The sequence below is a fragment of the Pseudocitrobacter sp. CD920760 genome, assembly GCF_057782505.1.
Genome location: NZ_CM173490.1, coordinates 351895 through 375185 on the forward strand (window position 1 = coordinate 351895; position 23291 = coordinate 375185).

Genomic DNA, 23291 nt, shown 5'->3' on the forward strand with positions numbered 1-23291 from the left:
CCAGTTATCAATCAGCGTAAACGCGCTTAACGGCTTTTATTATGCAGGTTCTATGCCATGTTTTTATTGTGGGTATCCACGGATATTACGGGGATTTTTTAGACAAAACCCTGACGAAAAACAGTCTGTCGTCAGTTTTGACGTGTCGAAGGGTCGCCGCGTGACGGGGCACGCGGCGAGAAGATTACTTTTGATTGATGGCCTGATAGCCGCCGCCCAGCGATTTTATGAGCTGAATATTTTCAATGACCCGATGGGTGTCGAGCATCATCAGCGACATTTGCTCCGCCAGTACCGGAAGCTGGGCTTCGGTTGCCTGCAAGCGACTGCCTAGGCCCTGCCTGTACGCGGCTTGTGCGGCGGCCTGGGTATAACGCGCGGCGTCGATGCGTTCGGTCTGCATGACGCGCTGGTCGTTAAGCGTTTGCAGGCGTGAGCCGTTAATCGCCACATCGCGCACTGCGTTGAGCACCGACTGGTTGTAGCGCTCAATCAGCATGTTGCTGCTGGCGCGCGTACTCGCCAGATTGGCGTTTAGCCTTCCACCGTCAAACAGCGGTAAGCGCAGGCCGGGGATGAAGTTGATCTGCTTGCTCGGGCTTTTGAACATATCCTCAAGGTGAATAGCGTCGAAGCCGAAGAAGGCTTTGATATCAAAGCTCGGATAGAAGAGCGCGCGTGCGGCATCGACCTGGCTCAACGATGCCTGCACGTACCAGCGCATGGCCTGAAGGTCCGGACGACGAGCGAGCAATTCATACGAGAGCGACGACGGTAGCCCGGTATCAACCTGCGGCAGCGCTACCGGTTTGAGGTCCGGCATATCGGTTGCGCCGATGATGGCGCGCAGCGATTCCCGCGTCTCTTTAATTTGGCCTTTCACAGCGGCGATTTGTTTTTCCACCGCCAGCAACTGCGCGCGCGCGCCGTGCCACGGTACTTTTGCCTCCAGACCCTGATTAACTTTACTTTGATGCGCCTGCACCGCGTAATCAATGACATCACGCGTTTGCTCCAGTAAATCAAGCATCTGGTAATTCGCCTGCTGGCTGTAATACAGCTGGGCGACGCCCGTGGTCAACGACAGTTCGACGGCGGCGGTTTCTGCCAGCGCCGCGTTTTTCGCGCCAATGGCGGCCTCGACGGCTGAACGATGCACGCCCCATAAATCGAGATCAAACCCGGCGACCACGCCGACGGTCGCTTCCGTGTAATACGGCCCGTCCATGCCTAAACGTGGCGCATCCATCGCATAAGGGCTCAGGAAGCCGCTGGCCGAAACGCGCTGGCGGTTCAACATACCGATCGCCGCCATTTGCAACCGTGAACCGGCTTCCAGCAGTTCAGCCTGCGACTGCGCTTTTTCTTCATGCTGCTTCGCCTCGGCCAGCGTGTGCGATCCGGCAAGGGTTCTGGCGATCAGCGCATCCAGTTGCGGATCGTGAAACTGTTTCCACCACTGGGCCTGCGGCCAGCCCTGGCTTGCCAGATGAATGTCGTCGGCGAGCTTGATCTGCTCGGGGGCGATTTGCGGGCTCGGCGTTCCGTCTTTGCGGATCAACGCGCAGCCGGAGAGCAGCGTGGTGGTGCCGAGCAGGCTGCAAATCAGCAAGCGGGAAAAATGTCGGGTCATTGTGGCATAGCTCCTTGCGCCCGCGCGGCCTCTACGGGCGGCGGGTTGCTCCAGTCGGGTAAAAGAGTGAGGTGCTGCGCGGTGGGGTTGTCGCGTGCAGCCGGGCTCAATGTGGGCGTGATGCTGCCGTTCTGCGCTAGCCCGCTGGCGTAGGCGTCCAGCGCATCAGCAAGCGCAGCGGCGTGTTCTGCATCGGGGTGCTTATCCCAGGCGTAGAGCATTTCGCGCCCCTGGCGGATCACCGCCTCGCTGTGGCTGACTAATCGGTCGCGCTCATCGGCAGAAAAATGGCGCTCCAGCGCGACGCGCTCGCACATCTCTTCGCTGGCATTAAACGCCGCGTGACAGCCAATACGCAGTTGCAGATAACCCGTCAGCGCCGCGCCGCCCTGGGTATGCGGCAGGCGGATGGCTTTGGCGAGTATCGCCAGCGCACCGGCCAGTTTCTGCGGCAGCGATTGCGCTTCGCTCTCAGGCCAGATAAAGGTGTAGATAACAGCGGAAACGGCGGTACCGATTAGAATGCCGAGTGCGCGGTCGCGGATTTCAACCAGGTCGTAGCTGGGGCCGAACACATTCTCAAGCGTTGCCAGCGCAAAGGTGACAACCATTTGTGTGCCGATGTAAGACGAGCGTTCGGAACTGGTCGCCAGCCATGAACCGAGCAGGAAAATCGGCGCCAGCACGCAGAGCAACTCAACGATATTGTCCAGCCACGGCATGACCAGCAGGGTAAACAGCAGGGCAAAAATCGCGCCGAAGAACGCGCCACCAAAACGCAGACTCATCTTCTGATAAGAGGAACCGATGCTGGGGTTTGCGACAATCACGCAGGTGAGCATACAGGTATGAATGCCTTCCCACTCGACGCCGGAATAAAAGAGGTAGCAAATCATGCAGGCCAGCAGCGTTTTCAGCGCATAGCGGATGTAGGCCGGGTTAGTCCAGGCATCCGCTGCCATCGACGGTTGTTTTGCTGCCGGGGCGGGTGGAGTATCCGGGTCCATTTTTCCAAGCTGAATCAGTGCCTGACACACGCCGCTAAGGCCGCAACGCTGCGCGGCGGCATGCTGTTCTTCCGTGGGTTGCCAGCTTCCGCGCCACGGTTCGCCAGCGCTAATCGCGCCGCTCAGCGAGCGCATTTCTGCGGCCAGTTCAGGCAATAAATTTTGCACTGCCGGGTCATTCGCCCACGCCGCAGCATCAAAGCGGTTGAGCGTGGTGCGCAGGTACGTCACGGTTGCCACGCAGGTTTGCCACCAGGGGCTGTGATTTTTCCACGCGGCGTCATCGGCCAGGCAAAAAACGTTCAGCTTTTGCAGCGCCAGCGCGTCGCGTTCAAGCTGTTTTTCACCCGTTGGTATGGCTGGCTGCGTTAAGCGATGAATGGCTTCGTCAAGGTGACTGCATAGCCCGCCGCGCATCTGGCCAATCGCCCGCTCCGGGAACCACAGCACGCCCATCAGTACCATCAGCAGCGTTGGGTAGAGGCCGACCACGATGCACCAGAGCGTCAGGCGCAGCACGACTTCCGGGTAATCGAGCATGCCGGGGAAGGTCTGGCCGTAAATCGCCACTATGGCGACGGCAAAGAACACCAGCCCCAGCTTGTGAGTGCGCATCAGAAACATACAGCCGATGAGGATCAACCCGGCCACGACCATGCGTACCAGCGGATAACCGTAGGACCATTTATAGATCAGGAACAGACTGCCGATTTCCAGCACCGTGGCGACCACAAAGAGGATCGCCACGAATTTGGTATAGAAGGCGTTGGACTGAATACCGTAGAACAACACCGCCAGCGAGATTGCCAAAAAGGGGATCTCGAAGGTCATGGAGATAAGCACCACCAGCAAACAGCCCGCCCAGAGCTGCATTGTCTGCGGGAAGCGGCCAGGGCGCTGCTCGCTGAGTTCTTCGTGGAAGAAACTCAGCAGCTTCACCAGCGGCAACGGCAGGTAATCAAGCGCCTTCATCATTGCGGCTCAAGGTTAGCAACCGCCGATGCGCCGATGCGGAACATGTCAGCATCCGGTTTATCGACCATGATTTTCACCGGGAAACGCTGGGCAACGCGAACCCAGTTAATGGAGCGGGAAACGCGCGGCAGGCCGCCGAGCACCATGCCGCCATCGTCCGGCATTACGCCGTAGCCGATAGAGTCCACCTTGCCGGTAAAGGTTTTACCGGAGTCGCTCATCAGGCGAAGGGTGGCGGGAGTACCGCTGTGGATGTTCTTCAGCTCGGTTTCGCGGAAGTTGGCGATAACGTACCAGTGGTTGGTGTCGATCAGGGTAAAGACCGGTTTCATGGCAGAGGCGAACTGACCGACGGTCGTTTTCAGCGCCACCACACGGCCATCAAACGGCGCGCGGACGGTTGCCATTTCCAGATGCAACTCGGTTAAGGCGATGTCTGCCTGTACCACATCCCGCTGGGCTTCCAGCGCATCGACGCCGCTGACTGCACTGGCCGCTTGTTTCGCCTGTTCCAGAATGGCATTGAGATCGGCTTCTGCGGCACGCTGTGCCGTACGAGCGCGGTCAACGTCTTCGGCGGAGACAAAGCCCTGCGCCAGCAGCGGCTCGGTACGTTGCAGCGTTTTGGTGGCCTGTGCGGCGGCGGCGCGCGCTTTGGCGACGGCGGCTTCCACGGAATCGGCGCCGTGCTGTTGCGCGTCAACGCTGCGCTGCATCAGCATAATTTGTTTATCGAGCGCAATCAGCGACGCTTTGGCTTTATCCAGACTGGCTTCATACGGGCGCGGGTCAATGCGCATCAGCACATCGCCTTGCTTAACCAACTGGTTGTCCTGCACCGCCATATCGACAATACGACCGCTAACTTCCGGCACCACATCGACGGTATCGGCGTAAACATAGGCATCGTTGGTGGATGGCGCGCTGTCGACGCGCCAGATGACATAAATCATAACCACGATAGCCACCAGAACGAGGATCAGAGCGGGTGCCTTTGTGTTGGTCGATTTTTTTGGCGTACTTTCCATGTGTGCGTCTCGATAAAATTAAAAGAAGGCCAGCCATAACAGCATGGAGAAAAGCGCAAACAGCGCGGTATAAATCAGCCCCGGGAAACCCAGGTGCGGAACGCTGTTCGTACGAATGAGGAAGCGGCGGACGATAAGCGTCAGGAGGACCCCGCCAATGATGCAAAAAAGCCAGTCAGGATAATATGCGCCAATGACCGGGATGGCCGGCGAAAAGGTGCATCCTGACAGCAGAAGCAAGGGAAGCAGTAGCAGCTTGCCTGAGAGAGAAAAAAACCTGTCCATGTTCTATTTTCCTGAAGGATAAATGAATCTATTAATAGCCCTGCTAAATGTTTAAAACGCCAGCGCCGCCGAGTCTGGGCATTATAAACAGAGCGATTTTCGGAAAATTGATTTTACTTGCGCTATTTAATATCTGATTCATGAATAATTTAAATAATTAAAAGCGCCCCTCATATAAAGGGGCGCTTTTTAATACAAGTTAATGATTAATTAGGAGTGACAACATTGGTCCACAATTCAAAATTATCCATGCACGATATGATTTCATTTAATTTATTGGCATTACCAATAACTTTAACCTTTTTCGCTTTTATCAAATCGACCATTTTAGCCTGACCGACCAACACATCGTGCAGATCGCTGCGGCTCATATAGAATGAGGCGTCTGCTTTTGTCTGCAACGCTTTGCGGTAGTTCAGCACGCTATTATCGAGCGAAAGGTTCAGATTATCGTTGCCTGAGAGGTTAAAGTTCAGGCTGATAGATTTACCTGCGGCTTTCTCGCTGTCCAGTCGTACGGCGAGGTAATCGAGCAGCATCTCAACGGTCATGCCTTTGATGGTATCGGAAGAGGCGGTGCTGGCGTGGGAGAACTTGTGCACGCCTTCACGCAGCTCTTTCGCACCGGTCAGGTAGAAACCGCGCCAGGTGGCGGACTCTGCCTGATAGCCGAGCTGTTCAAAGGTATCTGCTTGCAGGTTTTTCGCGACCTGATCGCCTGGATCGGCTGCAATCACCTGTTTCAGCAGTTCGGATGCCCAACGGTAATCGCCCTGGTTGTAGGCTTCACGTGCGAGGTTGATAGCATGTGCGGAGCCGCCCAGCGCTTTGACATAGCGTTTACCCATATCCACCTGACCATACGGATTCAGGTTGGCCGGGTTACCGTCGTAGTAGCCGAGATAGAAGTTATACACCGCACGGGCGTTATGGCTGACGGAACCATAGTAGCCACGACTGGCCCAGTTTTTATCCAGCGTTTCCGGCAGATGAATCATATTGCCGATTTCATTCATGGTGTAACCCTGATTCGCTAAATGCAGCGTCTGGTCATGAATGTACTTGATGGTGTCGCGATATTTGCCGATGTAATCATTAATGTGCTGATTACCCCACACCGGCCAGGTGTGTGGCATAAACAGCACTTCAGCCTGGGAACCCCATTTATCCAGCGTTTCGTTCAGGTAATCGGTCCATTTCGCGGTATCACGGGTTTTCGCGCCGCGCAGGGTGTAGAAGTTATGCAGAGTATGGGTGCTGTTTTCCGCTGTGCAAAGGGCTTTCAGCGCCGGAATATAGAGGTGCATTTCTGACGGTGCTTCGCTGCCTGGCGCCATCAGGAACTCGAAGTCCAGCCCGTCGATATTCAGTTTTTGACCGGTTTTAGTGATGGAGCGAGTCGGCGCAATAATGCTCGGATCGCCTGTAGCCAGCGTTACGCCAAGGCCGTTGCCGATATTACCCTGCGCATTATGCGGCAGCAGCAGACCATAAGAGTAAAGTGCGCGGCGGCTCATGATATTGCCTGCCAGCACGTTTTCGCTGATCGCCTCTTCCATAAAGCCTTCCGGGGCGATGATCTGTACTTTGCCCGCTTTCACATCGGCTTCCGAGACGATACCTTTCACACCGCCATAGTGGTCAGTGTGGCTGTGAGTGTAAATCACGGCCACAATCGGTTTCTGTGGACGGTGTTTGTAGTAAAGGTCGAGGCTGGCTTTTGCTGAGTTTGGTGTCACCAGCGGGTCGATGACGATGATGCCGGTATCGCCCTCGATGAAGGTGATGTTTGAAATATCCTGGCTGCGCACCTGATACATACGGTCAGTGACTTTAAACAGCCCGGAGATGCCGTTGACCTGCGATTGACGCCACAGGCTGGGGTTGATGGTATCCGGCGCTGGCGCATTGATATCAAACTGGTAATCCAGTGCGCGGTAATAGACTTTGCCATCAGGTGTTTTTAATTCACCGTCATTTAATAATGGTGCAATAAATCCGCGTTGCGCGTCGTCGAAATCCTGGCGATCGCTAAAGGGTAATGATTGTTGATACTGCTGGTTGACTGATTTAGTAAAGGTTGTCGCGTCTTTTGCTGTTTCTGCCGCGCTGACGGATTGAATCATAAAACCCATAATTGCGGAAAGCGCCAGACAGGTTTTCGTTAATCTGAAATTTCCATTCATAAAATATCTAATCTCCATTTAATTATTCGTGAAATAAATAATAAGAAGGGCAAAAATGGAGATTATTATAATAATAACCTTTTAAATGGGGATAGTTTCATTGTGACCGAATTAACTATTATCGTTAGGTTATTGTGCTATTCAAATTTGAGAATTCTCCGCTGTTTTACTTTCTAACGTTTCATTAACGTCTTCACACTCTGGTTGTGTGAGACTTTCCTGATGAAACGTTACCTTACCGTCTTGTTGTTTGTGCTGATGAGCCCACTTGCGCATGCCGATGTGATTGATGATGCGATAGGCAACATTCAGCAGGCAATTAACGATGCCTACAATCCCTCCAGCAATCGTGCCAGCGATGATGATGACCGCGACTATGATGACGGGCGCTATCAGAATGATAACAGCCGCCAGCAATATGACGACCGTCGCCGCCAACTGGAGGACCGACGCAGGCAGCTTGATGACCGCCAGCGCCAGCTTGATCAGGAACGTCGGCAGCTAGAGGATGAGCGGCAGAGGCTGGAAGATGAGTATGAGCGGTGAGGGGGCAGCGCGCCCATGACCAACCCTATCACGCTACCCTAATCTCCATCCCATCAAACCCGGCCTCAAACCCTGACGGCAGCGCGTTCTCCATCAGCCACGCATCAAACTGGTGGCTGATGTGCGTCAGAATCACCCGTGGCGAGCGGATAACCTCATTCAGCGCCAGCACGGTGTTTAAATCGCAGTGATTACGCGGCGCATCCTCGCGCGGCGGGTGGCTGCAATCAATCACCATCACCTGCGGATGATTATTGAGTAAAAATTTCAGCGTTTTTTCCGGCAGGCCAGCGGTGTCTGACAGCCACGCCACCCGGCTATGCGCCGTTTCCAGTAAATAGCCGAATGTGAGTTTCGAATGGTTGAGCGGCAGCGGCGTGACCTGCAACCCCTGCAAATCAAACACCACAAACGGCTCCACCGAGTGGCTGAAATCAAGCAGGCCCGGATGTTTAAACAGATCGTCGCAGCCCTGTTCATCCGGCGGGCCGTAAACCGGGATCGCATCGCCCACGCCCCAGCGCAGCGGAAACAGCCCCTGCACGTGATCCATATGGTAGTGCGTCAGCAAAAACTGCTGGAACGATCCGGGCGACCAGCGATCGGCGAGATCGTGCCGCCCGGCGTCGATCAGGGTGACAGCCTCGTTAAACTTCACCACGCCGCTGCATGGCTGGCGGCGATACTGTGGCGAGCGCCGAGCTCTGGCGCAGGCCACGCACTCGCAGCCCCATGCGGGAACGCCCTGTGCGCCGCCGGTGCCGGTGAGCGTGAGGGTCAGGCTCATGTTACAGCGCCTTCGTGAAGCGGAAGTGGCTCTGCTCGTAGCCTTCGCGCAGATAGAAACGGTGCGCGTCGTGGCGCTTCACGTTGGTGGAAAGCTCGGTCATTTCGGCCCCGGCCTGGCGGGCTTCTTCTTCTGCCCATGCCAGCAACTTGCTGCCAACGTTCAGACCGCGCGCCTGCGGCATCACCACCAGTTCCTGAATTTCGCCGATCCAGTTGACATGATGCAGATGAAACTGCAAATGCAGGCCGATCATGCCGACAACTTCGCCATCCAGCAGCGCCAGATGGTAGCGCATGTTCGGGTCGCGCAGATTGGCGTTAAAGCCCACGCGAAACGCGTGATGGTCAAACTCCGCCTGTTTTAGCTCACATATCAGCGCGTAAACCGCGTCGGTATCGTACTGCGTGGCCGGGCGAAGCTCACAAGCAGGCATGGTGTTTCTCCTTCTGATGGATCAGCGTCAGCAGCGTGTCGACCGACTGGCGCAGGCTGCCGTCATTGTTGAGCGTATGGCAATCCTGAGGAGTATAGCGGGCGGCGCGCGCCAGGCGGGCGTTAATTTCACTGGCGTTTTCACGGCCACGGTTTTCCAGGCGCTGGCGCAGGATCTCCGGCGAAACCTGTAAACAGATGGGCAGCAGCGCCGATTCATAGCGCGCCCGCGCCTGCGGCAAATGTGCACGTGAGCCGTTGACCACCACGTCGAATCCGGCGTGCAGCCAGAGGTCGATCTCCAGCCCGACACCGTAATAGTAGCTGTTGGCATGCCAGCTTAACGCGAAGAGTTGCTGCCCCGCGCGGGAAAAAAACTCCTGCTCGCTCAGGGCGATATGATTTTCACTTCCGGCACTGGCATCGCGCGTGATGTAGCGATGCGCCACCAGTAACTGAGTTTGTTCCCGCAGGCGGAGTTCCGCCAGCAGGCTATCTTTCCCGGAGCCGGACGGCCCCATCAACCAAATCAGTTTTCCCATCATCAAAACACCCTTTTCCCCTGACGCCAGACGTGGTCGATGTGAATGTGATTGCCCTTGCGATGCGCCAGCACCAGGTCGGCGCGTTTACCCTCGCCAATCACCCCGCGATCCTGAAGATTCAGCGCCTGGGCCGGGTTTTTGGTCACCAGCTTCACCGCCTGCGGCAGCGTAAAGCGGTTGCTCTCGTCATCGGCGACGCGGAACGCCGCATCCAGCAGGCTGGCGGGGTAGTAGTCGGAAGAGAGGATATCCAGCAGGCCAAGCTGCGCCAGTTCACTGGCCGCCACGTTGCCGGAGTGCGAACCGCCGCGCACGATATTGGGCGCGCCCATCAGTACGTTCATGCCATGCTTACGCGAAGCTTCCGCTGCTTCGAAGGTGGTGGGAAATTCGGCGATTACGCTGCCAAGCTGGTGGGATTCGGCAACGTGCGCGTGCGTGGCATCATCGTGGCTGGCGAGAGCAATTTGTCGGGCGCGGCACAGGGCGGCGATGGTTTCGCGATTCGGCTGCGACCAGCGTGCGGCAAGCGCCAGCTGCTCCTCTTCATACTGCTGCATCTGCGCATCGGTGAGCGAGTATTTGCCCTGATAATATTCGCGATACTTCTCGCGGTTGGCGAACTGGCGCTGGCCCGGTGAGTGGTCCATCAGCGACACCAGCGTGACCGGCTCGCGCTGCACCAGTTTTTCAAACAGCGGCAGCGTAGTGTGATGCGGCAGTTCGCAGCGCAGGTGCAGACGGTGCTCGGCGCGGTTGACGCCGCGTTTCTGCGTCTCTTCGATGGCGTTGATCATCTTCTCCAGATTCTCCAGCCGATCGCCGCCGTCGCGCACATCACCAATCGCCACGGCGTCCAGAACGGTGGTGATGCCGCTCGCCACCATCAGCGCATCGTGGCTGCTCATCGCCGAGTGGGCGGGCCAGTCAACTTTCGGGCGCGGGGTGAAGAATTTATCCAGATTATCGGTATGCAGCTCAATCAGCCCCGGCAGCAGCCAGCCGCCTTCGCCGTCCATCGCGTCCGGCAGGCGGCTCTGGCTTTCGGCAAAGGCGCGGATTTCGCCATCCTGTACTTCCAGCGAACCGTGTACCACTTCGTTTTCCAGCACCAGTTTGACGTTATTGATAATCATGCAGAGGCTCCCATTGGGTGCAGGCGGTCGGCGACGTCATTGCGTACGGCTTCGTCATGGAAGATGCCGACGATGGCCGCGCCACGGGCTTTGGCTTCGCGGATCAGTTCCACTACGGCGGCGCTGTTTTTGGCGTCCAGCGAGGCGGTGGGTTCGTCGAGCAGCAGAATGGGGTAGTCGACGATAAAGCCGCGGGCGATGTTGACGCGCTGCTGTTCGCCGCCGGAGAAGGTCGATGGTGCCAGGTGCCACAGGCGTTCCGGCACGTTCAGGCGGGTGAGCAGATGCGCGGCTTTAGCGGCGCAGGCTTCACGCGGTACGCCGGTATCGAGCAGCGGCTGCATCACCACTTCCAGCGCCGAAATACGCGGGATGACGCGCAGAAACTGGCTCACCCAGCCGACGGTGGTTTTGCGGATTTCCACCACCTTGCGCGCTGGCGCGGTGACCAGGTCTACCCATTCGTCACCGTGTTTAATCTGAATTTGCCCTTCATCGGGCAGATAGTTGGCGTACAGCGAGCGCAGCAGGGTTGATTTTCCGCTGCCGGAGTGGCCGTGGAGCACCACGCATTCGCCCGCGTTGACGGTGAGCGAGGCACGTTGTAAGACGGGCAGGCGCACGCCGTTTTGCTGGTGCAGGATGAAGGTTTTACTGACGTTTTCGACGCGGATCATTTTGGCCTCTTCGTGTTTTTGCCGGATGGCGGCTGCGCCTTATCCGGCCTACAAATTAATCAATATCAATGTATTACGATGGTTTTGTAGGCCTGATAAGCGAAGCGCCATCAGGCACCGGCTCAATTCTGCAAAACCGATGACACCAGCAGCTGGGTATACGGATGATGCGGGTCGTCGAGCACGCGGTCGGTTAACCCACTCTCCACCACTTGCCCCTGCTTCATCACCAGCAAACGGTCTGCCAGCAGGCGGGCAACGCCCAGATCATGGGTGACAATCACCACTGCCAGATTCAGCTCCACCACCAGACCGCGCAGCAGATCGAGCAGGCGTGCCTGCACCGACACATCCAGCCCGCCGGTCGGTTCATCCATAAACACCAGCTTCGGATGCGTCACCAGGTTGCGGGCAATCTGCAAACGCTGCTGCATACCGCCGGAAAAGGTGGTTGGCAGGTCGTCGATACGGTTGGCGGGAATCTCCACCTCTTCCAGCCATTTCTGCGCGGTGGCGCGAATGTCGCCGTAATGACGCGCCCCGGTTGCCATCAGCCGCTCGCCGATATTGCCGCCTGCCGAGACCTGGCGGCGCAGGCCGTCGAGCGGATGCTGATGCACCACGCCCCATTCGGTGCGCAGCAGGCGGCGGCGGTCGGCCTCGCTCATGCCATAGAGGGAACGGTTTTCATAGTGAATCTCCCCCTGCTGCGGCGTCAGGCGTGCGGAGATTGATTTCAGCAGCGTGGTCTTCCCGGAGCCGGATTCCCCGACGATGCCCAGCACTTCTCCCGGCCATAAATCAAAAGAGACATCGCTAAAGCCTTTGCCCGGCGCGTAAAGGTGGGTCAGGTTATTGACCGAAAGTAACGGTTGATTCATTGGCTTTTCGCCTCGCTCTGTTGGCGGCAATAATCGGTATCGGAGCAGACAAACATGCGGTTTCCGGCGTCATCCAGCACCACTTCATCAAGATAGCTGTGGGTCGATCCGCAGATGGCGCACGGCTCATCCCACTGCTGGACGGTGAACGGGTGATCGTCGAAATCGAGGCTTTCCACGCGGGTAAACGGCGGCACCGCATAGATGCGCTTCTCGCGCCCCGCGCCGAACAGCTGCAGGGCGGGCATCATGTCCATTTTTGGGTTATCGAATTTCGGGATCGGCGACGGGTCCATGACGTAGCGCCCGTTCACTTTCACCGGATAGGCATAGGTGGTGGCGATATGACCGAAGCGGGCGATATCTTCATACAGCTTCACCTGCATCACGCCATACTCCTCCAGCGCGTGCATGGTGCGGGTCTCCGTTTCGCGCGGCTCGATAAAGCGCAGCGGTTCCGGGATCGGCACCTGGAAGATAACTATCTGATCTTCGGTCAGCGGCGTTTCGGGGATGCGGTGGCGCGTCTGGATAAGCGTCGCATCATCCGTGCGTTCGGTGGTGTTCACCCCGGTCACGCGCTTAAAGAAGTTGCGAATCGACACGGCGTTGGTGGTGTCATCCGCGCCCTGGTCAATCACCTTCAACACGTCGCTTTCGCCAATCACGCTGGCGGTGAGCTGTATGCCGCCGGTTCCCCAACCGTACGGCATCGGCATCTCGCGCCCGCCAAACGGCACCTGATAACCGGGGATCGCCACCGCTTTTAAGATGGCGCGGCGGATCATGCGTTTGGTCTGCTCGTCGAGGTACGCAAAGTTGTAGCCGCTCAGATTAGCCATGGTTCTGCTCCTGTTGCAGACGTTTGAGTAGCTCCAGTTCGGCCTGGAAATCGACGTAGTGCGGGAGTTTGAGGTGCGAGACAAAGCCTGCGGCTTCGACGTTGTCGGCATGCGCCAGCACGAACTCTTCATCCTGCGCCGGGCCCGTCGCGTGCTCGCCGTATTCCGGGGCTTGCAGAGCGCGGTCAATCAGCGCCATCGCCATCGCTTTGCGCTCGCTCATACCGAACACCAGCCCGTAGCCGCGCGTGAAGTGCGGCGGCTCATCCGGCGGGTCGATAAAACCGTTGACCATTTCACACTCGGTCATCAGCAGTTCGCCGACGTTCACCGCAAATCCCAGCTCTTCCGGCACAATCGACACGTCGATATAGCCGCTGCGGATTTCGCCCGCGAACGGGTGATTGCGCCCGTAACCGCGCTGGGTGGAGTATGCCAGCGCCAGCAAGTAGCCTTCGTCGCCACGCATTAACTGCTGCAAACGGGAAGAACGTGAACAGGGGTAAACCGGCGGCGTGCGGGTGATGTCATCCGGCTGTGCGCCGCTCTCTTCTTCAAACTTCGCCAGCCCCTGACGCGCCAGCAGACTGAAAACGTGCGGCGACGGCTGTTGCTCGCTGTCGGCGGTGGTCAGCGTTGGCGCTTCGCCGTTTGCCAGCAGGGTGAAATCGAGCAGGCGATGGGTGTAGTCGTAGGTTGGGCCAAGCAGCTGGCCGCCGGGAATGTCTTTATAAACGGCGGAGATACGGCGTTCGAGACGCATCCCGGTGGTGTCGAGCGGCTCGCTCACCGCCAGTTTTGCCAGCGTGGTGCGGTAGGCGCGCAGCAGGAAAATTGCTTCAACGTTATCGCCGCTGGCCTGTTTCAGCGCCAGCGCTGCCAGTTCGCGGTCGGCAATGCCGCCTTCAGTCATCACGCGATCCACCGCGAGATTAAGCTGCTGTTCAATCTGGGCGACGCTCAGTTCAGGCAAATCGGTATCGCCCCGGCGTCGATTCTCTTGCAGGGCGTGGGCGGCGTCGATCGCCTTTTCGCCCCCTTTCACGGCAACGTACATCAGCACACCTCCACATGAGTGGTTCGCGGAATAGCCAGCAGGCGCTCGCCGCAGGTCAGGATCAGGTCGATGCCGAGCGGGAACGGGTGCGGGCGCTCGGTGAGTTCGTGCAGAATGCACTCCGGTAGCTGCGGGGCGATCATTCGTTCTTCGGCAATACCCGCGCCGGTTAGACGCAACATGCGCCCGCCGCTCAGGCTGGCGACCTGTAAAATCAGCGTCGCGCCCGCTTCCGGCGCAACGGCGGTGCCGGTGGAAAGGGCGTTGAGCTGTTCGCTGGAAATCGCCTCATCCGTTACCGCGAAGGTCGCCTGTTCCGGTTGATTGACCAGCGGCGCATTGGTATGAAAACGCAGGCTCTGGCTGACGATATCGTTACTTAATGGCGCGGAAAGCCACACCGGCGTGTCGTTATCGGCCAGCGTGAGCAGCACGCTGGTGGTGGCGATATTCAGCGGCTGCCAGCCGCGTTTGAGCTGATGCAGGGCGACAATCACGCCCGGCTCGCTCATGGCCTTTAACAGGCGACGAAAACTGTGCTGGGCATCCTGCACGGGAAGCATAAAAGCGGTTTCCAGGGTCATGCGTTGTCTCCGCGAACCATCGTAAAGAAGTCGACCCGGCTGGCGTTCACTTCGGCCTGGCGTGCGGCAATGCGTGCCATACGGTCAGCGTCCAGCGGGGCAATAAGGGTTTCTGATAAGTTTTGAAAATGACGGGTTTGCTGCATCAGCGCGTCAATCAGCGCGCAGCGTTCGGCATGCTGTTTATCACGCCCCAGCACCCAGCTGTAGCCGAGCGTGCCGTCAGTCAGGCGCACGGCGGCGCGGGTCAGCGTGGCGTCGCCGGCAAAAAAACGTTCGCCGGTGCCGCCCATCCGCGCCTGAATCTGCACCAGGCCAGTTTCGGCGGCGCGGATAACGTCATAGTCGGCGGTGATGTTCAGCGCGTTCAGGCGGGCTGCCAGTTCAGCCGGTTGGCTGTGCGCCAGTACGGACATCCAGTGCTGGCGGGTCGCGGTATCTGCGTGCATTCAGTGCTCCATAGTGAATTCAATCATGTCGGCGCGCGTCAGGCTGACGGAGTACTCCGCCGGGCTGCTTTCACCGTCACGGTGGTTAAGGGTGCGCACGCACAGCAGCGGCGACATATTCGGGATTTCAAGACGCTGGCACTCTTTGGCCTGGGCGCGGCGGGCGCTGATCCGCGTCTGGCTGCGGCGCAGCGCAATCCCCGTTTGCTCGCGCAGAAAATCGTGCAGCGAGCCGCTGTCGAAGCGTTGCAGTGTCGGCCAGAGCGTGAGGTCTGCGAAGTAGTGGTCGATCAAACAGAGCGCGACGCCGTTGACCCGACGCAGGGTGCGCAGGTGGATGACGTTCTCCCCCTCGGTTATCCCCAGCGCGTCAGCGACGTGACCGGAGGCGGGGCGCAGCACCGACAGCAGTTTTTCGCTGGTGGGATGGCTACCTTGATCCAGCAGGTTCTGGCTAAAACGCGCCTGGGCGTTGAGCGGGTAATCGAACGGGCGCATCAGCACCAGCACGCCGACGCCCTGACGGCGCTGTACCCAGCCTTTTTCCACCAGTTGGTCGATGGCGCGGCGCAGGGTGTGGCGATTCACCTCAAAGCGCGCCGCCAGTTGCTGCTCGGCGGGAAGATAGTCGCCGCAGCGATAGTGTTGACGAAGCTCCTGCTCAAGTTTTGCGGCTATCTCCTGATAGCGTGTTGGGTAGCTGGTCGGATGTGTAGACAAGTGCATAGCTATCAATGCCTCGCTTATCAGATAAAGTGCTTACGCAACCGTTGAGAGAGGAAATCCAGCAGGCTGACCGTGACGATAATCAGCACCATCAGGGCGCAGGTTTGCTGGAACTGGAAACCGCGAATCGCTTCCCACAGCGTGACGCCAATTCCGCCCGCGCCGACCATGCCGACGACGGTCGCCGAACGGACGTTGGATTCGAAGCGATAGAGGGAGTAGGAAATTAGCAGCGGCATCACCTGCGGCAGCACACCGTAGAGGATCTCTTCCAGCTTGTTGGCGCCGGTGGCGCGAATACCTTCCACCGGGCCGGGTTCGATCGCTTCCACCGCTTCGGAAAGCAGTTTGGAGAGCACGCCGGTGGTGTGGATAAACAGCGCCAGCACGCCAGCGAACGGGCCGAGGCCGACGGCGACCACGAACAGCATGGCGAAGACCATTTCGTTAATGGCGCGGCAGGCGTCCATCAGGCGACGTACGGGCTGGTAAACCCACCACGGCACCAGGTTTTCGGCGCTCATCAGACCGAAGGGGATGGAGAGAACCACTGCCAGTGCGGTGCCCCAGACGGCGATTTGCAGCGTGACGGCCATTTCGGTGAGGTAATCCTGCCACTGGCTGAAATCGGGCGGGAAGAAGTCGGCGGCGAACGTCGCCATGTTGCCGCCGTCTTTAATCAGCGTGAGCGGGGCCATTTCCGCGCCCTGCCACGAGACGACCAGCACGGCGAGAACAACGGCCCAGCTGAAGATCGAGAACCAGCTGCGCTTGGGTGGGGCGATGGTGATGGTTTGCATGTTTGGCTCCGTTTAATGTTTTCTCCCTCTCCCTGTGGGAGAGGGCCGGGGTGAGGGCACCAGCGTGCGCATTTCCCCCTCACCCTAACCCTCTCCCTCAAGGGAGAGGGGACCGATCGAGCACATTACTGCACCGCTTTACTCACCGAACTCATCGCGCTTAACGCGTTGTTCAGGCGGTCCAGGTCATCCAGCTGTGCCTGAATCTCGGTGGTTTTCGCCAGCTTGTCCTGCTCATTCAGCCCTTTATTGCCTTTTACGCCCTGCATCTCTTTAAACAGCGCGAGCTGGCGAATGGGTACCAGTTGCAGGTCGCTGGAGGCGCGGAACGGCGCCCAGCCCAGGCGTTCCAGCACCGCTTTCTCTTCCGGCGTTTTGCCGTAGTTCATAAAGAAGTCGTAGATCTTGTCTTTGGTGGTTTCGGACAGATTTTTGCGCCAGACGATCGGATCGCCTGGGATCAGCGGCGATTTCCAGATCACTTTCAGTTCTTTCAGCTTCTCCGGTGCGGAGGTTTTCAGCTTGTCGAGGTTTTCGGTGTTGTTGGTCGCCACATCCACCTGCTTGTTGGCGACGGCCAGCGCATTGGTTTCATGTCCGGCGTTGACGGTGCGCTTGAAGTCGCTGGCGGAGATATTGTTTTTGGCAAAGACGTAGTAACCGGGGACGAGGAAGCCAGAGGTGGAGTTAGGATCGCCATTGCCGAAGGTGAGATCTTTTCGCTTCGCCAGCAGATCGTTCAGGTTGTTGATCGGGCTGTCTTTGTTGACGATCAACACGCTCCAGTAACCCGGCGATCCATCCGCCGCGACCGTTTGGGCGAAGACCTGGCCGTTGGCGCGATCCACCGCTTCCATTGCCGACAGGTTGCCGTACCAGGCGATATCCACTTTATTGAAGCGCATTCCCTGGATAATGCCCGCATAGTCCGGGGCAAAGAAGGCGTTCACCTTCACGCCCAGCTTCTTCTCCATATCCTGTAAGAATGGCGTCCATTGCGGTTTCAGGTTTTGCTGTGATTCCGTTGAAATAATGCCGAAATTCAGTGCCTTTTCCTGCTCTTCGGCGTGCGCCGGGCTTAACAGGGTGCTGAGGCTGAACATGCTGGTGAAGGCCAGCGAGGCAATTATCTTAGCGTTCATTCGTTTTCCTCAATGATGGGGATGTCAGGCAGCTTTCGCGTTCTCTTCGATGCGATTAATGCTGCGGTAGAGATGGTCAAAACGTTCGTTATCAAACTGTTGGCTGCTGCCGTCGTAGAAGACGTGCCCCTGGCGCAGCGCGACGATGCGTTCGCAGTAGCGCAGGGCGTAATCCACCTGATGCAGCGTGACGACCACGGTGATGCCGTCGTTCTGATTGATGTCGCGCAGGGTGTCCATCACGATGCGCGCTGATTCCGGGTCCAGCGAGGCGATCGGTTCGTCCGCCAGAATCACCTTCGCCTGCTGCATCAGCGCGCGGGCAATCGCCACGCGCTGCTGCTGACCGCCGGAGAGCGTGGAAACGCGCTGGTATGCAAAGTGCGCCATACCGACGCGGGTCAGCGCCTGTAACGCGCGCTGTTTCTGCTCGCGGGTAAACCAGCTAAAACAGGTGCGCCAGAACGGCGTGCTGCCGAGCGCGCCAATCAGCACGTTTTCCAGTACGCTCAGGCGATTCACCAGGTTGAATTGTTGGAAGATGTAGCCGGTATGGGCGCGGCTTTTGCGGATATCGCGCGCCAGACGGCCATTTTGCTGGACGGTGCGGCCCAGCAGTTCGACGCGGCATTCTGGCTTTTTATCGCCGACAATCAGGCCGCTTAAGTGACGTAAAAGGGTGGATTTGCCGGAACCCGACGGCCCAAGCAGAGCCACCATTTCACCGTGATGAATGTTCAGATCAACCGCGTGCAGCGCCTGATGCTGATTGAAGGTTTTGCTCAGTTGTTCGACGCGGATAATCGTTTGCATGCTGGAGCCTCCCTAAAAAAGTGGCTCCATCGTGGCGAATTTTTGTGACAGTTGGGTTAAGCGTGAGTGACGTAAAGATGAAGAGTTAGGGTGAAAATGATGACAGCGGGAGGGCGTGCCTCCCGCAGAGTTTATCCGCCAGGCTGTTTGACGACGTTGATCATCCAGGGCAGGCCGTAGCGATCGGTGACTTTGCCGAAACCGTGCGCCCAGAAGGTTTCCTGCCAGGCCATTTCGATCTGGCCTTCTGCCGCCAGGCTATCGAACCAGCGTTTTCCTTCGTTGACATCCTGGGTATCCAGCACCAGCGTAAAGCCGCTGTAGCCAGTATTTCCGCTTTGCGCGCCGTCGCTCATCATGATGTCGCTTCCCGCAACTTTCAGGTTGGCGTGGGCGATGGCGTTTTCAGGGTAGGTCTGGCCGGAGGGGCAGCCGTCGCTGCTTTCCTGCGCATCTTTCGGCATTTCGCCAAAGGTGATTTTGTAGAGTAATTCCGCGCCCAGCGTCTGTTGATAGTAGGCGATGGCATCGGCGCAGTTTCCGGCGAAAGCAATGTAGGGACTTAACGGCATAATCGTTACCTCAGGTAAGAAGAGCCCATTAAGTGTAGTTCGAATTTTGTACAGATGAGGGTGGGGGCGGGGGATTTGTAGGCCTGATAAGCGTAGCGCATCAGGCAGCCGGCACCGTTGCCGGATGCGGCGCGTGCGCCTTATCCGGCCTACCGATCGTGTGCCAACAAATACAATCAGTTCTTTTTAACGAACTCAGATTTCAGCTTCATCGGGCCGAAACCATCGATTTTGCAATCGATGTTGTGGTCGCCTTCAACCAGGCGAATGTTTTTCACTTTGGTGCCGATCTTCAGCATCGAAGAGCTGCCTTTCACTTTCAGATCTTTCACCACGGTGACGCTGTCGCCGTCGGCCAGCAGATTGCCGTTGGCATCTTTCACAATCAGCTCATCGCTGTCCTGTGCGGGTTCAGCATCGTTCCATTCGTGGGCGCATTCCGGGCAGATATACATGCCGTTATCTTCGTAAGTGTATTCGGAATTGCATTTCGGGCAGTGGGGTAATGACATGGGGATTTCCTCAAAAGTGCGAAAGGGCAATAAGCCCCTAAAAACCGGCATAATGCCGCAAACAGTCGCTAATGATAGCGCAAAACCACACTTTTGTCGGCGTTATTCCTGGGCGGAAACAGAACCCCCTCGAAGAGGGGGCGGGGGATGTTAGTGGTGCGCGGCCTGAGAGACGCTCGCGGTGGTGCTGGTTTCCGCTGCGGGAACCTTGCCGAAACGTCTGGCGTAAAGCGCCGTGATGATAGGTACCAGAATCGCCGTGACGATGACGCTTGCTGCGACCAGCGCTGTTGCAGAAGCGGCAACTGGAGCAAACGATGGGTTAATCTGGGCAATAATCACCGGGTTGGCGACTGCCGCACCGGCTGCGGAGGAAGCCGCAATGCCCGCTGTACCGTTACCACCGCCAATCACGCGGTCGGCAATAATCAGTGGAATACCGGTGATAACGATAACCGCAACGCCCAGGGCGATGCCCAGCAGGCCGGTGTCCATAATCACGCTCAGGTTGATGGTATTCCCCAGCGCGAAGCCGAAGAATGGAATCAGTACCGGCGTTGCTTTGCTGAAGAAGGCGCGCAGATCGTGGTCCAGGTTACCTAACGCGAAGCCAACCAGGAACGGCAGTACGGCGCCGATAAAGTGATGCGGTTCGAAAGTGGCCAGGCCAGCGGAACCCAGAATAACCATGGTCATCAGTGGGCCGGACTCCAGCGACATTAATACGAACGCGCCGGACTCTTCTTTCGTGCCATATTGGTTCATCAGGCTGGCATATAAGCCACCGTTGGTCATATCCATGGCGGAAACAATTGCCAGAACGGACAGACCCGCAAAGAATCCGGTCTGGATACCGTTTTCTGGAATAAACATGGCTGCAATCAGTGCCACGATCCAGGCGACGCCAATTTTGGTCAGTACCAGCGTACCGGATTTACGTAACACCGTTCCAGTCGCGCGTAAATCAATTGAAGCACCGATACAGAAGAACCAGACTGCCAGAATCGGCACCGTTCCGCCAATCATGCCTTTCGTGAATGAACCAAAGTATTCGCCGGTGTTTGGCGCAAAGGTATTTAATACGGCACCCAGCAGTAAAGGGATCAGCATCATCCCGCCAGGGATTCTTTCCATTGTGGCTTTAATTTTCATATTGCATCCTCGCTTCTCATCTGAATGACGATGGAAGAGGTTAAGAATAATAATTTCAACCAGTTACCCGAGTCTTTCCTTTCGGGCATCTCTGTCCATGCGGCCGGAACGCGGTGGGTACAACGAGGGAGAAATTCTCCCTGAAAAGCCCCGTGGTGCTGTTCCTGAAACTATGATGCATTTGCTGGAATTATGATTCAATGAAAATAAAACAGTGTTTTAGTTATATCGATCACATATTTTGACGAAATCTTACATCTGGCAGGATGAGATAAATTGGCTGTGAAAACTTTGTGAATTTAAATGATGAGATTTATCTTAAGTAAATAATAATGTGGGTAATTATTTCGAGGGTTATTTGACATTTTTGGGTGTGTTTTTGGTAACAATACCGGGCCGCGCTTTGACGTAAAAATCCATTAAGATTGAACTTATTTACGAATATCGACTCAACTTAACAACAGCGTGCATTTATTTGCGAAGTTGATCACAAATTTAAACGCTGGTAGGGTAAAAGGCCTGAGTCCAAACCGGAACCGACATTCCGGGGATTTTTTAACCACCTGTAATTAGCCAGTACAGGCGTCAACAGGTTTGATTGCACCGGCGGCTTTCGGCACTTCATGAACCCTGAGAAGTGTAACGCGAAGCTGTCACCCCCGGATGCGCTCCCGCGCAAGGGGCGCGCCAGCAGTACAAGCAAACCTGCTACGCTTGATTAACAGGAGTCTGCATTTTCCCGACTCCTCCGTACACCATGCGAACAGCGAGCTGTTCGACTCCACAGGGTGTGCGTTAACGGCGAATGTAAATGAGGAATACCCATGCTTCGAAGGAAAAAAGTAAAGCCGATCACGCTCCGTGATGTCACGATTATCGATGATGCCAAGCTCCGTAAAGCCATCACCGCGGCCTCGCTTGGTAATGCTATGGAATGGTTCGACTTTGGTGTGTATGGCTTTGTCGCCTACGCCTTAGGTAAAGTCTTCTTCCCGGGCGCCGACCCAAGCGTGCAGATGATTGCCGCACTGGCGACGTTCTCCGTACCGTTCTTAATTCGCCCGTTGGGCGGTCTGTTCTTCGGGATGCTCGGCGATAAGTACGGGCGTCAGAAAATCCTCGCGATCACCATCGTTATTATGTCGATCAGTACCTTCTGTATTGGTCTGATACCGTCATATGCGTCTATTGGTATCTGGGCCCCCGTCCTGCTGTTGCTGTGTAAAATGGCGCAGGGCTTCTCGGTGGGCGGTGAATATACCGGGGCATCCATCTTTGTTGCCGAATATTCACCTGACCGTAAACGCGGCTTTATGGGCAGTTGGCTTGATTTCGGCTCCATTGCGGGCTTCGTGCTGGGCGCGGGCGTGGTGGTACTGATTTCCACCGTAGTGGGTGAGGAAAACTTCCTTGAGTGGGGCTGGCGTATTCCGTTCTTTATCGCGCTGCCGTTAGGGATTATTGGCCTCTATCTGCGTCATGCGCTGGAAGAGACGCCAGCGTTCCAGCAGCACGTTGAGAAACTCGAACAGGGCGACCGTCAGGGTCTGCAGGAAGGGCCGAAAGTTTCCTTTAAAGAAATCGCCACTAAACACTGGCGCAGCCTGCTGACCTGTATTGGGGTGGTTATCTCCACCAACGTAACCTACTACATGTTGCTCACTTACATGCCGAGCTACCTGTCGCATAACCTGCATTACTCTGAAGATCACGGCGTGCTGATCATCATTGCCATCATGATTGGTATGCTCTTTGTGCAGCCGATTATGGGCCTGCTGAGCGACCGTTTTGGTCGTCGTCCGTTTATCGTGATTGGTAGTGTGGCGCTGCTGGTGTTCGCGATCCCGGCCTTCATTCTGATTAACAGTAATGTGATTGGCCTGATTTTCGCGGGTCTGCTGTTGCTGGCGGTGATCCTGAACTGCTTTACCGGCGTGATGGCTTCGACGCTCCCGGCGATGTTCCCAACGCACATTCGCTATAGCGCACTGGCCGCAGCCTTTAACATCTCAGTGCTGATTGCGGGCCTGACGCCGACGCTGGCGGCCTGGCTGGTGGAAACCTCGCAGGACCTGATGATGCCGGCTTACTATCTGATGGTGATTGCGGTGATCGGCCTGATTACCGGGATTACGATGAAGGAAACGGCGAACCGTCCGCTGAAAGGCGCGACGCCTGCCGCATCGGATATTGAAGAGGCTCGAGAAATTTTGCAGGAGCATCACGATAACATCGAGCATAAAATCGAAGATATTGATGCCGAAATCGCGACGTTGCAGGAGCAGAGAACGCGTCTGGTGCAGCAGCATCCAAAAATTAACGAGTAATCATTCGTTCATCATCAAGCCGGGTAGACGCGAGTCTTACCCGGTTTTTTTTTGGAAACATTCAACAAAAATATTCATATGTCCCCGCGACTTTTTAAATTGAATATTATTCATATTATGGATGTGTGCATAATGATTTATTTACAGTAATTAACTTTTTAACTCAATGGTTTTCTATTTATTGCACAGGCGAC

General features: G+C 56.7%; 24 protein-coding genes. 2 read left to right on the plus strand and 22 right to left on the minus strand.

From position 1 onward, the window contains the following. Positions 1–184 precede the first annotated feature (184 nt). The 5 genes from AC1MKH_RS01595 to AC1MKH_RS01615 all read right to left on the minus strand — a co-directional run bounded on the left by AC1MKH_RS01595 (position 185) and on the right by AC1MKH_RS01615 (position 7114). Positions 185–1633: an MdtP family multidrug efflux transporter outer membrane subunit gene (locus AC1MKH_RS01595; RefSeq protein WP_276222096.1), complete on the minus strand. Its 1449-nt coding sequence runs from the start codon at positions 1631–1633 to the stop codon at positions 185–187. Continuing rightward, complete coding sequence (gene mdtO, locus AC1MKH_RS01600; protein WP_276222238.1) at positions 1630–3612, minus strand: multidrug efflux transporter permease subunit MdtO; 1983 nt, start codon at positions 3610–3612, stop codon at positions 1630–1632. Before mdtO ends, AC1MKH_RS01595 begins: the two co-directional genes overlap by 4 nt. Next, positions 3612–4643, minus strand: a complete 1032-nt coding sequence (gene mdtN / locus AC1MKH_RS01605) for a multidrug transporter subunit MdtN (protein WP_276222094.1) — start codon at positions 4641–4643, stop codon at positions 3612–3614. The genes mdtO and mdtN overlap by 1 nt, the downstream gene beginning before the upstream one ends. Before the next feature lie 18 nt (positions 4644–4661). Further along, entirely contained in the window at positions 4662–4928 is a 267-nt protein-coding gene (locus tag AC1MKH_RS01610) for a YtcA family lipoprotein (RefSeq protein WP_276222092.1), read from the minus strand. A gap of 206 nt (positions 4929–5134) precedes the next feature. Continuing rightward, positions 5135–7114, minus strand: coding sequence for an alkyl/aryl-sulfatase (locus tag AC1MKH_RS01615; RefSeq protein WP_276222090.1), 1980 nt, complete (start codon positions 7112–7114; stop codon positions 5135–5137). A 222-nt stretch (positions 7115–7336) separates the two neighbouring features. Between AC1MKH_RS01615 and yjdP the strand changes: the two genes are divergently transcribed. Continuing rightward, a complete protein-coding gene (gene yjdP, locus AC1MKH_RS01620; RefSeq protein ID WP_157704549.1) occupies positions 7337–7660 on the plus strand; it encodes a DDRRRQL repeat protein YjdP in 324 nt (107 codons plus the stop codon). 28 nt (positions 7661–7688) lie between these two features. Here the strand turns inward: yjdP and phnP are convergent, their stop codons facing one another. The 17 genes from phnP to kdgT form a co-directional block, all read right to left on the minus strand. Then, entirely contained in the window at positions 7689–8447 is a 759-nt protein-coding gene (gene phnP / locus AC1MKH_RS01625; RefSeq protein ID WP_276222087.1) for a phosphonate metabolism protein PhnP, read from the minus strand. A gap of 1 nt (position 8448) precedes the next feature. Continuing rightward, on the minus strand, positions 8449–8883 hold the full coding sequence (phnO, locus tag AC1MKH_RS01630) for an aminoalkylphosphonate N-acetyltransferase (RefSeq protein ID WP_001110490.1): 435 nt from the start codon (positions 8881–8883) through the stop codon (positions 8449–8451). After that, positions 8870–9427, minus strand: coding sequence for a ribose 1,5-bisphosphokinase (gene phnN, locus AC1MKH_RS01635; RefSeq protein ID WP_276222082.1), 558 nt, complete (start codon positions 9425–9427; stop codon positions 8870–8872). The genes phnO and phnN overlap by 14 nt, the downstream gene beginning before the upstream one ends. Then, positions 9427–10563 carry an alpha-D-ribose 1-methylphosphonate 5-triphosphate diphosphatase gene (gene phnM, locus AC1MKH_RS01640; protein ID WP_097513027.1) on the minus strand — a complete coding sequence of 379 codons (1137 nt, stop codon included), beginning with the start codon at positions 10561–10563 and terminating at the stop codon, positions 9427–9429. Before phnM ends, phnN begins: the two co-directional genes overlap by 1 nt. Next, positions 10560–11240, minus strand: a complete 681-nt coding sequence (phnL, locus tag AC1MKH_RS01645; protein WP_276222077.1) for a phosphonate C-P lyase system protein PhnL — start codon at positions 11238–11240, stop codon at positions 10560–10562. Before phnL ends, phnM begins: the two co-directional genes overlap by 4 nt. Before the next feature lie 122 nt (positions 11241–11362). Beyond that, complete coding sequence (gene phnK / locus AC1MKH_RS01650; RefSeq protein ID WP_001075518.1) at positions 11363–12121, minus strand: phosphonate C-P lyase system protein PhnK; 759 nt, start codon at positions 12119–12121, stop codon at positions 11363–11365. Beyond that, entirely contained in the window at positions 12118–12963 is an 846-nt protein-coding gene (gene phnJ, locus AC1MKH_RS01655) for an alpha-D-ribose 1-methylphosphonate 5-phosphate C-P-lyase PhnJ (RefSeq protein WP_000002299.1), read from the minus strand. The genes phnK and phnJ overlap by 4 nt, the downstream gene beginning before the upstream one ends. After that, a complete protein-coding gene (gene phnI, locus AC1MKH_RS01660) occupies positions 12956–14020 on the minus strand; it encodes an alpha-D-ribose 1-methylphosphonate 5-triphosphate synthase subunit PhnI (protein WP_276222072.1) in 1065 nt (354 codons plus the stop codon). Before phnI ends, phnJ begins: the two co-directional genes overlap by 8 nt. Then, positions 14020–14604 (minus strand): phosphonate C-P lyase system protein PhnH, encoded by a 585-nt coding sequence (phnH, locus tag AC1MKH_RS01665; RefSeq protein ID WP_089574897.1) that lies wholly within the window; start codon positions 14602–14604, stop codon positions 14020–14022. The genes phnI and phnH overlap by 1 nt, the downstream gene beginning before the upstream one ends. Beyond that, a complete protein-coding gene (gene phnG / locus AC1MKH_RS01670; protein WP_131161361.1) occupies positions 14601–15053 on the minus strand; it encodes a phosphonate C-P lyase system protein PhnG in 453 nt (150 codons plus the stop codon). Before phnG ends, phnH begins: the two co-directional genes overlap by 4 nt. Next, the gene (gene phnF / locus AC1MKH_RS01675; protein WP_001295387.1) at positions 15054–15779 is read right to left on the minus strand and encodes a phosphonate metabolism transcriptional regulator PhnF; all 726 of its coding nucleotides are present in this window, start codon (positions 15777–15779) and stop codon (positions 15054–15056) included. Between the two features lie 20 nt (positions 15780–15799). Beyond that, complete coding sequence (gene phnE, locus AC1MKH_RS01680) at positions 15800–16579, minus strand: phosphonate ABC transporter, permease protein PhnE (protein WP_001193492.1); 780 nt, start codon at positions 16577–16579, stop codon at positions 15800–15802. Between the two features lie 125 nt (positions 16580–16704). Then, the gene (gene phnD / locus AC1MKH_RS01685; protein ID WP_000991997.1) at positions 16705–17721 is read right to left on the minus strand and encodes a phosphonate ABC transporter substrate-binding protein; all 1017 of its coding nucleotides are present in this window, start codon (positions 17719–17721) and stop codon (positions 16705–16707) included. Positions 17722–17745: 24 nt separating this feature from the next. Beyond that, a complete protein-coding gene (gene phnC, locus AC1MKH_RS01690; RefSeq protein ID WP_276222064.1) occupies positions 17746–18534 on the minus strand; it encodes a phosphonate ABC transporter ATP-binding protein in 789 nt (262 codons plus the stop codon). A 131-nt stretch (positions 18535–18665) separates the two neighbouring features. Beyond that, the gene (gene yjdN / locus AC1MKH_RS01695; protein ID WP_276222062.1) at positions 18666–19106 is read right to left on the minus strand and encodes a VOC family metalloprotein YjdN; all 441 of its coding nucleotides are present in this window, start codon (positions 19104–19106) and stop codon (positions 18666–18668) included. A gap of 176 nt (positions 19107–19282) precedes the next feature. Beyond that, a complete protein-coding gene (locus AC1MKH_RS01700) occupies positions 19283–19618 on the minus strand; it encodes a zinc ribbon domain-containing protein YjdM (protein ID WP_015966275.1) in 336 nt (111 codons plus the stop codon). 150 nt (positions 19619–19768) lie between these two features. Then, entirely contained in the window at positions 19769–20770 is a 1002-nt protein-coding gene (gene kdgT, locus AC1MKH_RS01705) for a 2-keto-3-deoxygluconate transporter (RefSeq protein ID WP_231825613.1), read from the minus strand. 824 nt (positions 20771–21594) lie between these two features. Between kdgT and proP the strand changes: the two genes are divergently transcribed. Continuing rightward, on the plus strand, positions 21595–23097 hold the full coding sequence (gene proP / locus AC1MKH_RS01710; protein WP_276222055.1) for a glycine betaine/L-proline transporter ProP: 1503 nt from the start codon (positions 21595–21597) through the stop codon (positions 23095–23097). Positions 23098–23291: the final 194 nt, after the last annotated feature.

What these genes read in the sequence shown, in the direction of transcription:
- AC1MKH_RS01595 (WP_276222096.1), bottom strand. Translation starts at nt 1,633, where the DNA reads ATGACCCGACATTTTTCCCGCTTGCTGATTTGCAGCCTGCTCGGCACC.
- mdtO (WP_276222238.1), bottom strand. Translation starts at nt 3,612, where the DNA reads ATGAAGGCGCTTGATTACCTGCCGTTGCCGCTGGTGAAGCTGCTGAGT.
- mdtN (WP_276222094.1), bottom strand. Translation starts at nt 4,643, where the DNA reads ATGGAAAGTACGCCAAAAAAATCGACCAACACAAAGGCACCCGCTCTG.
- AC1MKH_RS01610 (WP_276222092.1), bottom strand. Translation starts at nt 4,928, where the DNA reads ATGGACAGGTTTTTTTCTCTCTCAGGCAAGCTGCTACTGCTTCCCTTG.
- AC1MKH_RS01615 (WP_276222090.1), bottom strand. Translation starts at nt 7,114, where the DNA reads ATGAATGGAAATTTCAGATTAACGAAAACCTGTCTGGCGCTTTCCGCA.
- yjdP (WP_157704549.1), top strand. Translation starts at nt 7,337, where the DNA reads ATGAAACGTTACCTTACCGTCTTGTTGTTTGTGCTGATGAGCCCACTT.
- phnP (WP_276222087.1), bottom strand. Translation starts at nt 8,447, where the DNA reads ATGAGCCTGACCCTCACGCTCACCGGCACCGGCGGCGCACAGGGCGTT.
- phnO (WP_001110490.1), bottom strand. Translation starts at nt 8,883, where the DNA reads ATGCCTGCTTGTGAGCTTCGCCCGGCCACGCAGTACGATACCGACGCG.
- phnN (WP_276222082.1), bottom strand. Translation starts at nt 9,427, where the DNA reads ATGATGGGAAAACTGATTTGGTTGATGGGGCCGTCCGGCTCCGGGAAA.
- phnM (WP_097513027.1), bottom strand. Translation starts at nt 10,563, where the DNA reads ATGATTATCAATAACGTCAAACTGGTGCTGGAAAACGAAGTGGTACAC.
- phnL (WP_276222077.1), bottom strand. Translation starts at nt 11,240, where the DNA reads ATGATCCGCGTCGAAAACGTCAGTAAAACCTTCATCCTGCACCAGCAA.
- phnK (WP_001075518.1), bottom strand. Translation starts at nt 12,121, where the DNA reads ATGAATCAACCGTTACTTTCGGTCAATAACCTGACCCACCTTTACGCG.
- phnJ (WP_000002299.1), bottom strand. Translation starts at nt 12,963, where the DNA reads ATGGCTAATCTGAGCGGCTACAACTTTGCGTACCTCGACGAGCAGACC.
- phnI (WP_276222072.1), bottom strand. Translation starts at nt 14,020, where the DNA reads ATGTACGTTGCCGTGAAAGGGGGCGAAAAGGCGATCGACGCCGCCCAC.
- phnH (WP_089574897.1), bottom strand. Translation starts at nt 14,604, where the DNA reads ATGACCCTGGAAACCGCTTTTATGCTTCCCGTGCAGGATGCCCAGCAC.
- phnG (WP_131161361.1), bottom strand. Translation starts at nt 15,053, where the DNA reads ATGCACGCAGATACCGCGACCCGCCAGCACTGGATGTCCGTACTGGCG.
- phnF (WP_001295387.1), bottom strand. Translation starts at nt 15,779, where the DNA reads ATGCACTTGTCTACACATCCGACCAGCTACCCAACACGCTATCAGGAG.
- phnE (WP_001193492.1), bottom strand. Translation starts at nt 16,579, where the DNA reads ATGCAAACCATCACCATCGCCCCACCCAAGCGCAGCTGGTTCTCGATC.
- phnD (WP_000991997.1), bottom strand. Translation starts at nt 17,721, where the DNA reads ATGAACGCTAAGATAATTGCCTCGCTGGCCTTCACCAGCATGTTCAGC.
- phnC (WP_276222064.1), bottom strand. Translation starts at nt 18,534, where the DNA reads ATGCAAACGATTATCCGCGTCGAACAACTGAGCAAAACCTTCAATCAG.
- yjdN (WP_276222062.1), bottom strand. Translation starts at nt 19,106, where the DNA reads ATGCCGTTAAGTCCCTACATTGCTTTCGCCGGAAACTGCGCCGATGCC.
- AC1MKH_RS01700 (WP_015966275.1), bottom strand. Translation starts at nt 19,618, where the DNA reads ATGTCATTACCCCACTGCCCGAAATGCAATTCCGAATACACTTACGAA.
- kdgT (WP_231825613.1), bottom strand. Translation starts at nt 20,770, where the DNA reads ATGAAAATTAAAGCCACAATGGAAAGAATCCCTGGCGGGATGATGCTG.
- proP (WP_276222055.1), top strand. Translation starts at nt 21,595, where the DNA reads ATGCTTCGAAGGAAAAAAGTAAAGCCGATCACGCTCCGTGATGTCACG.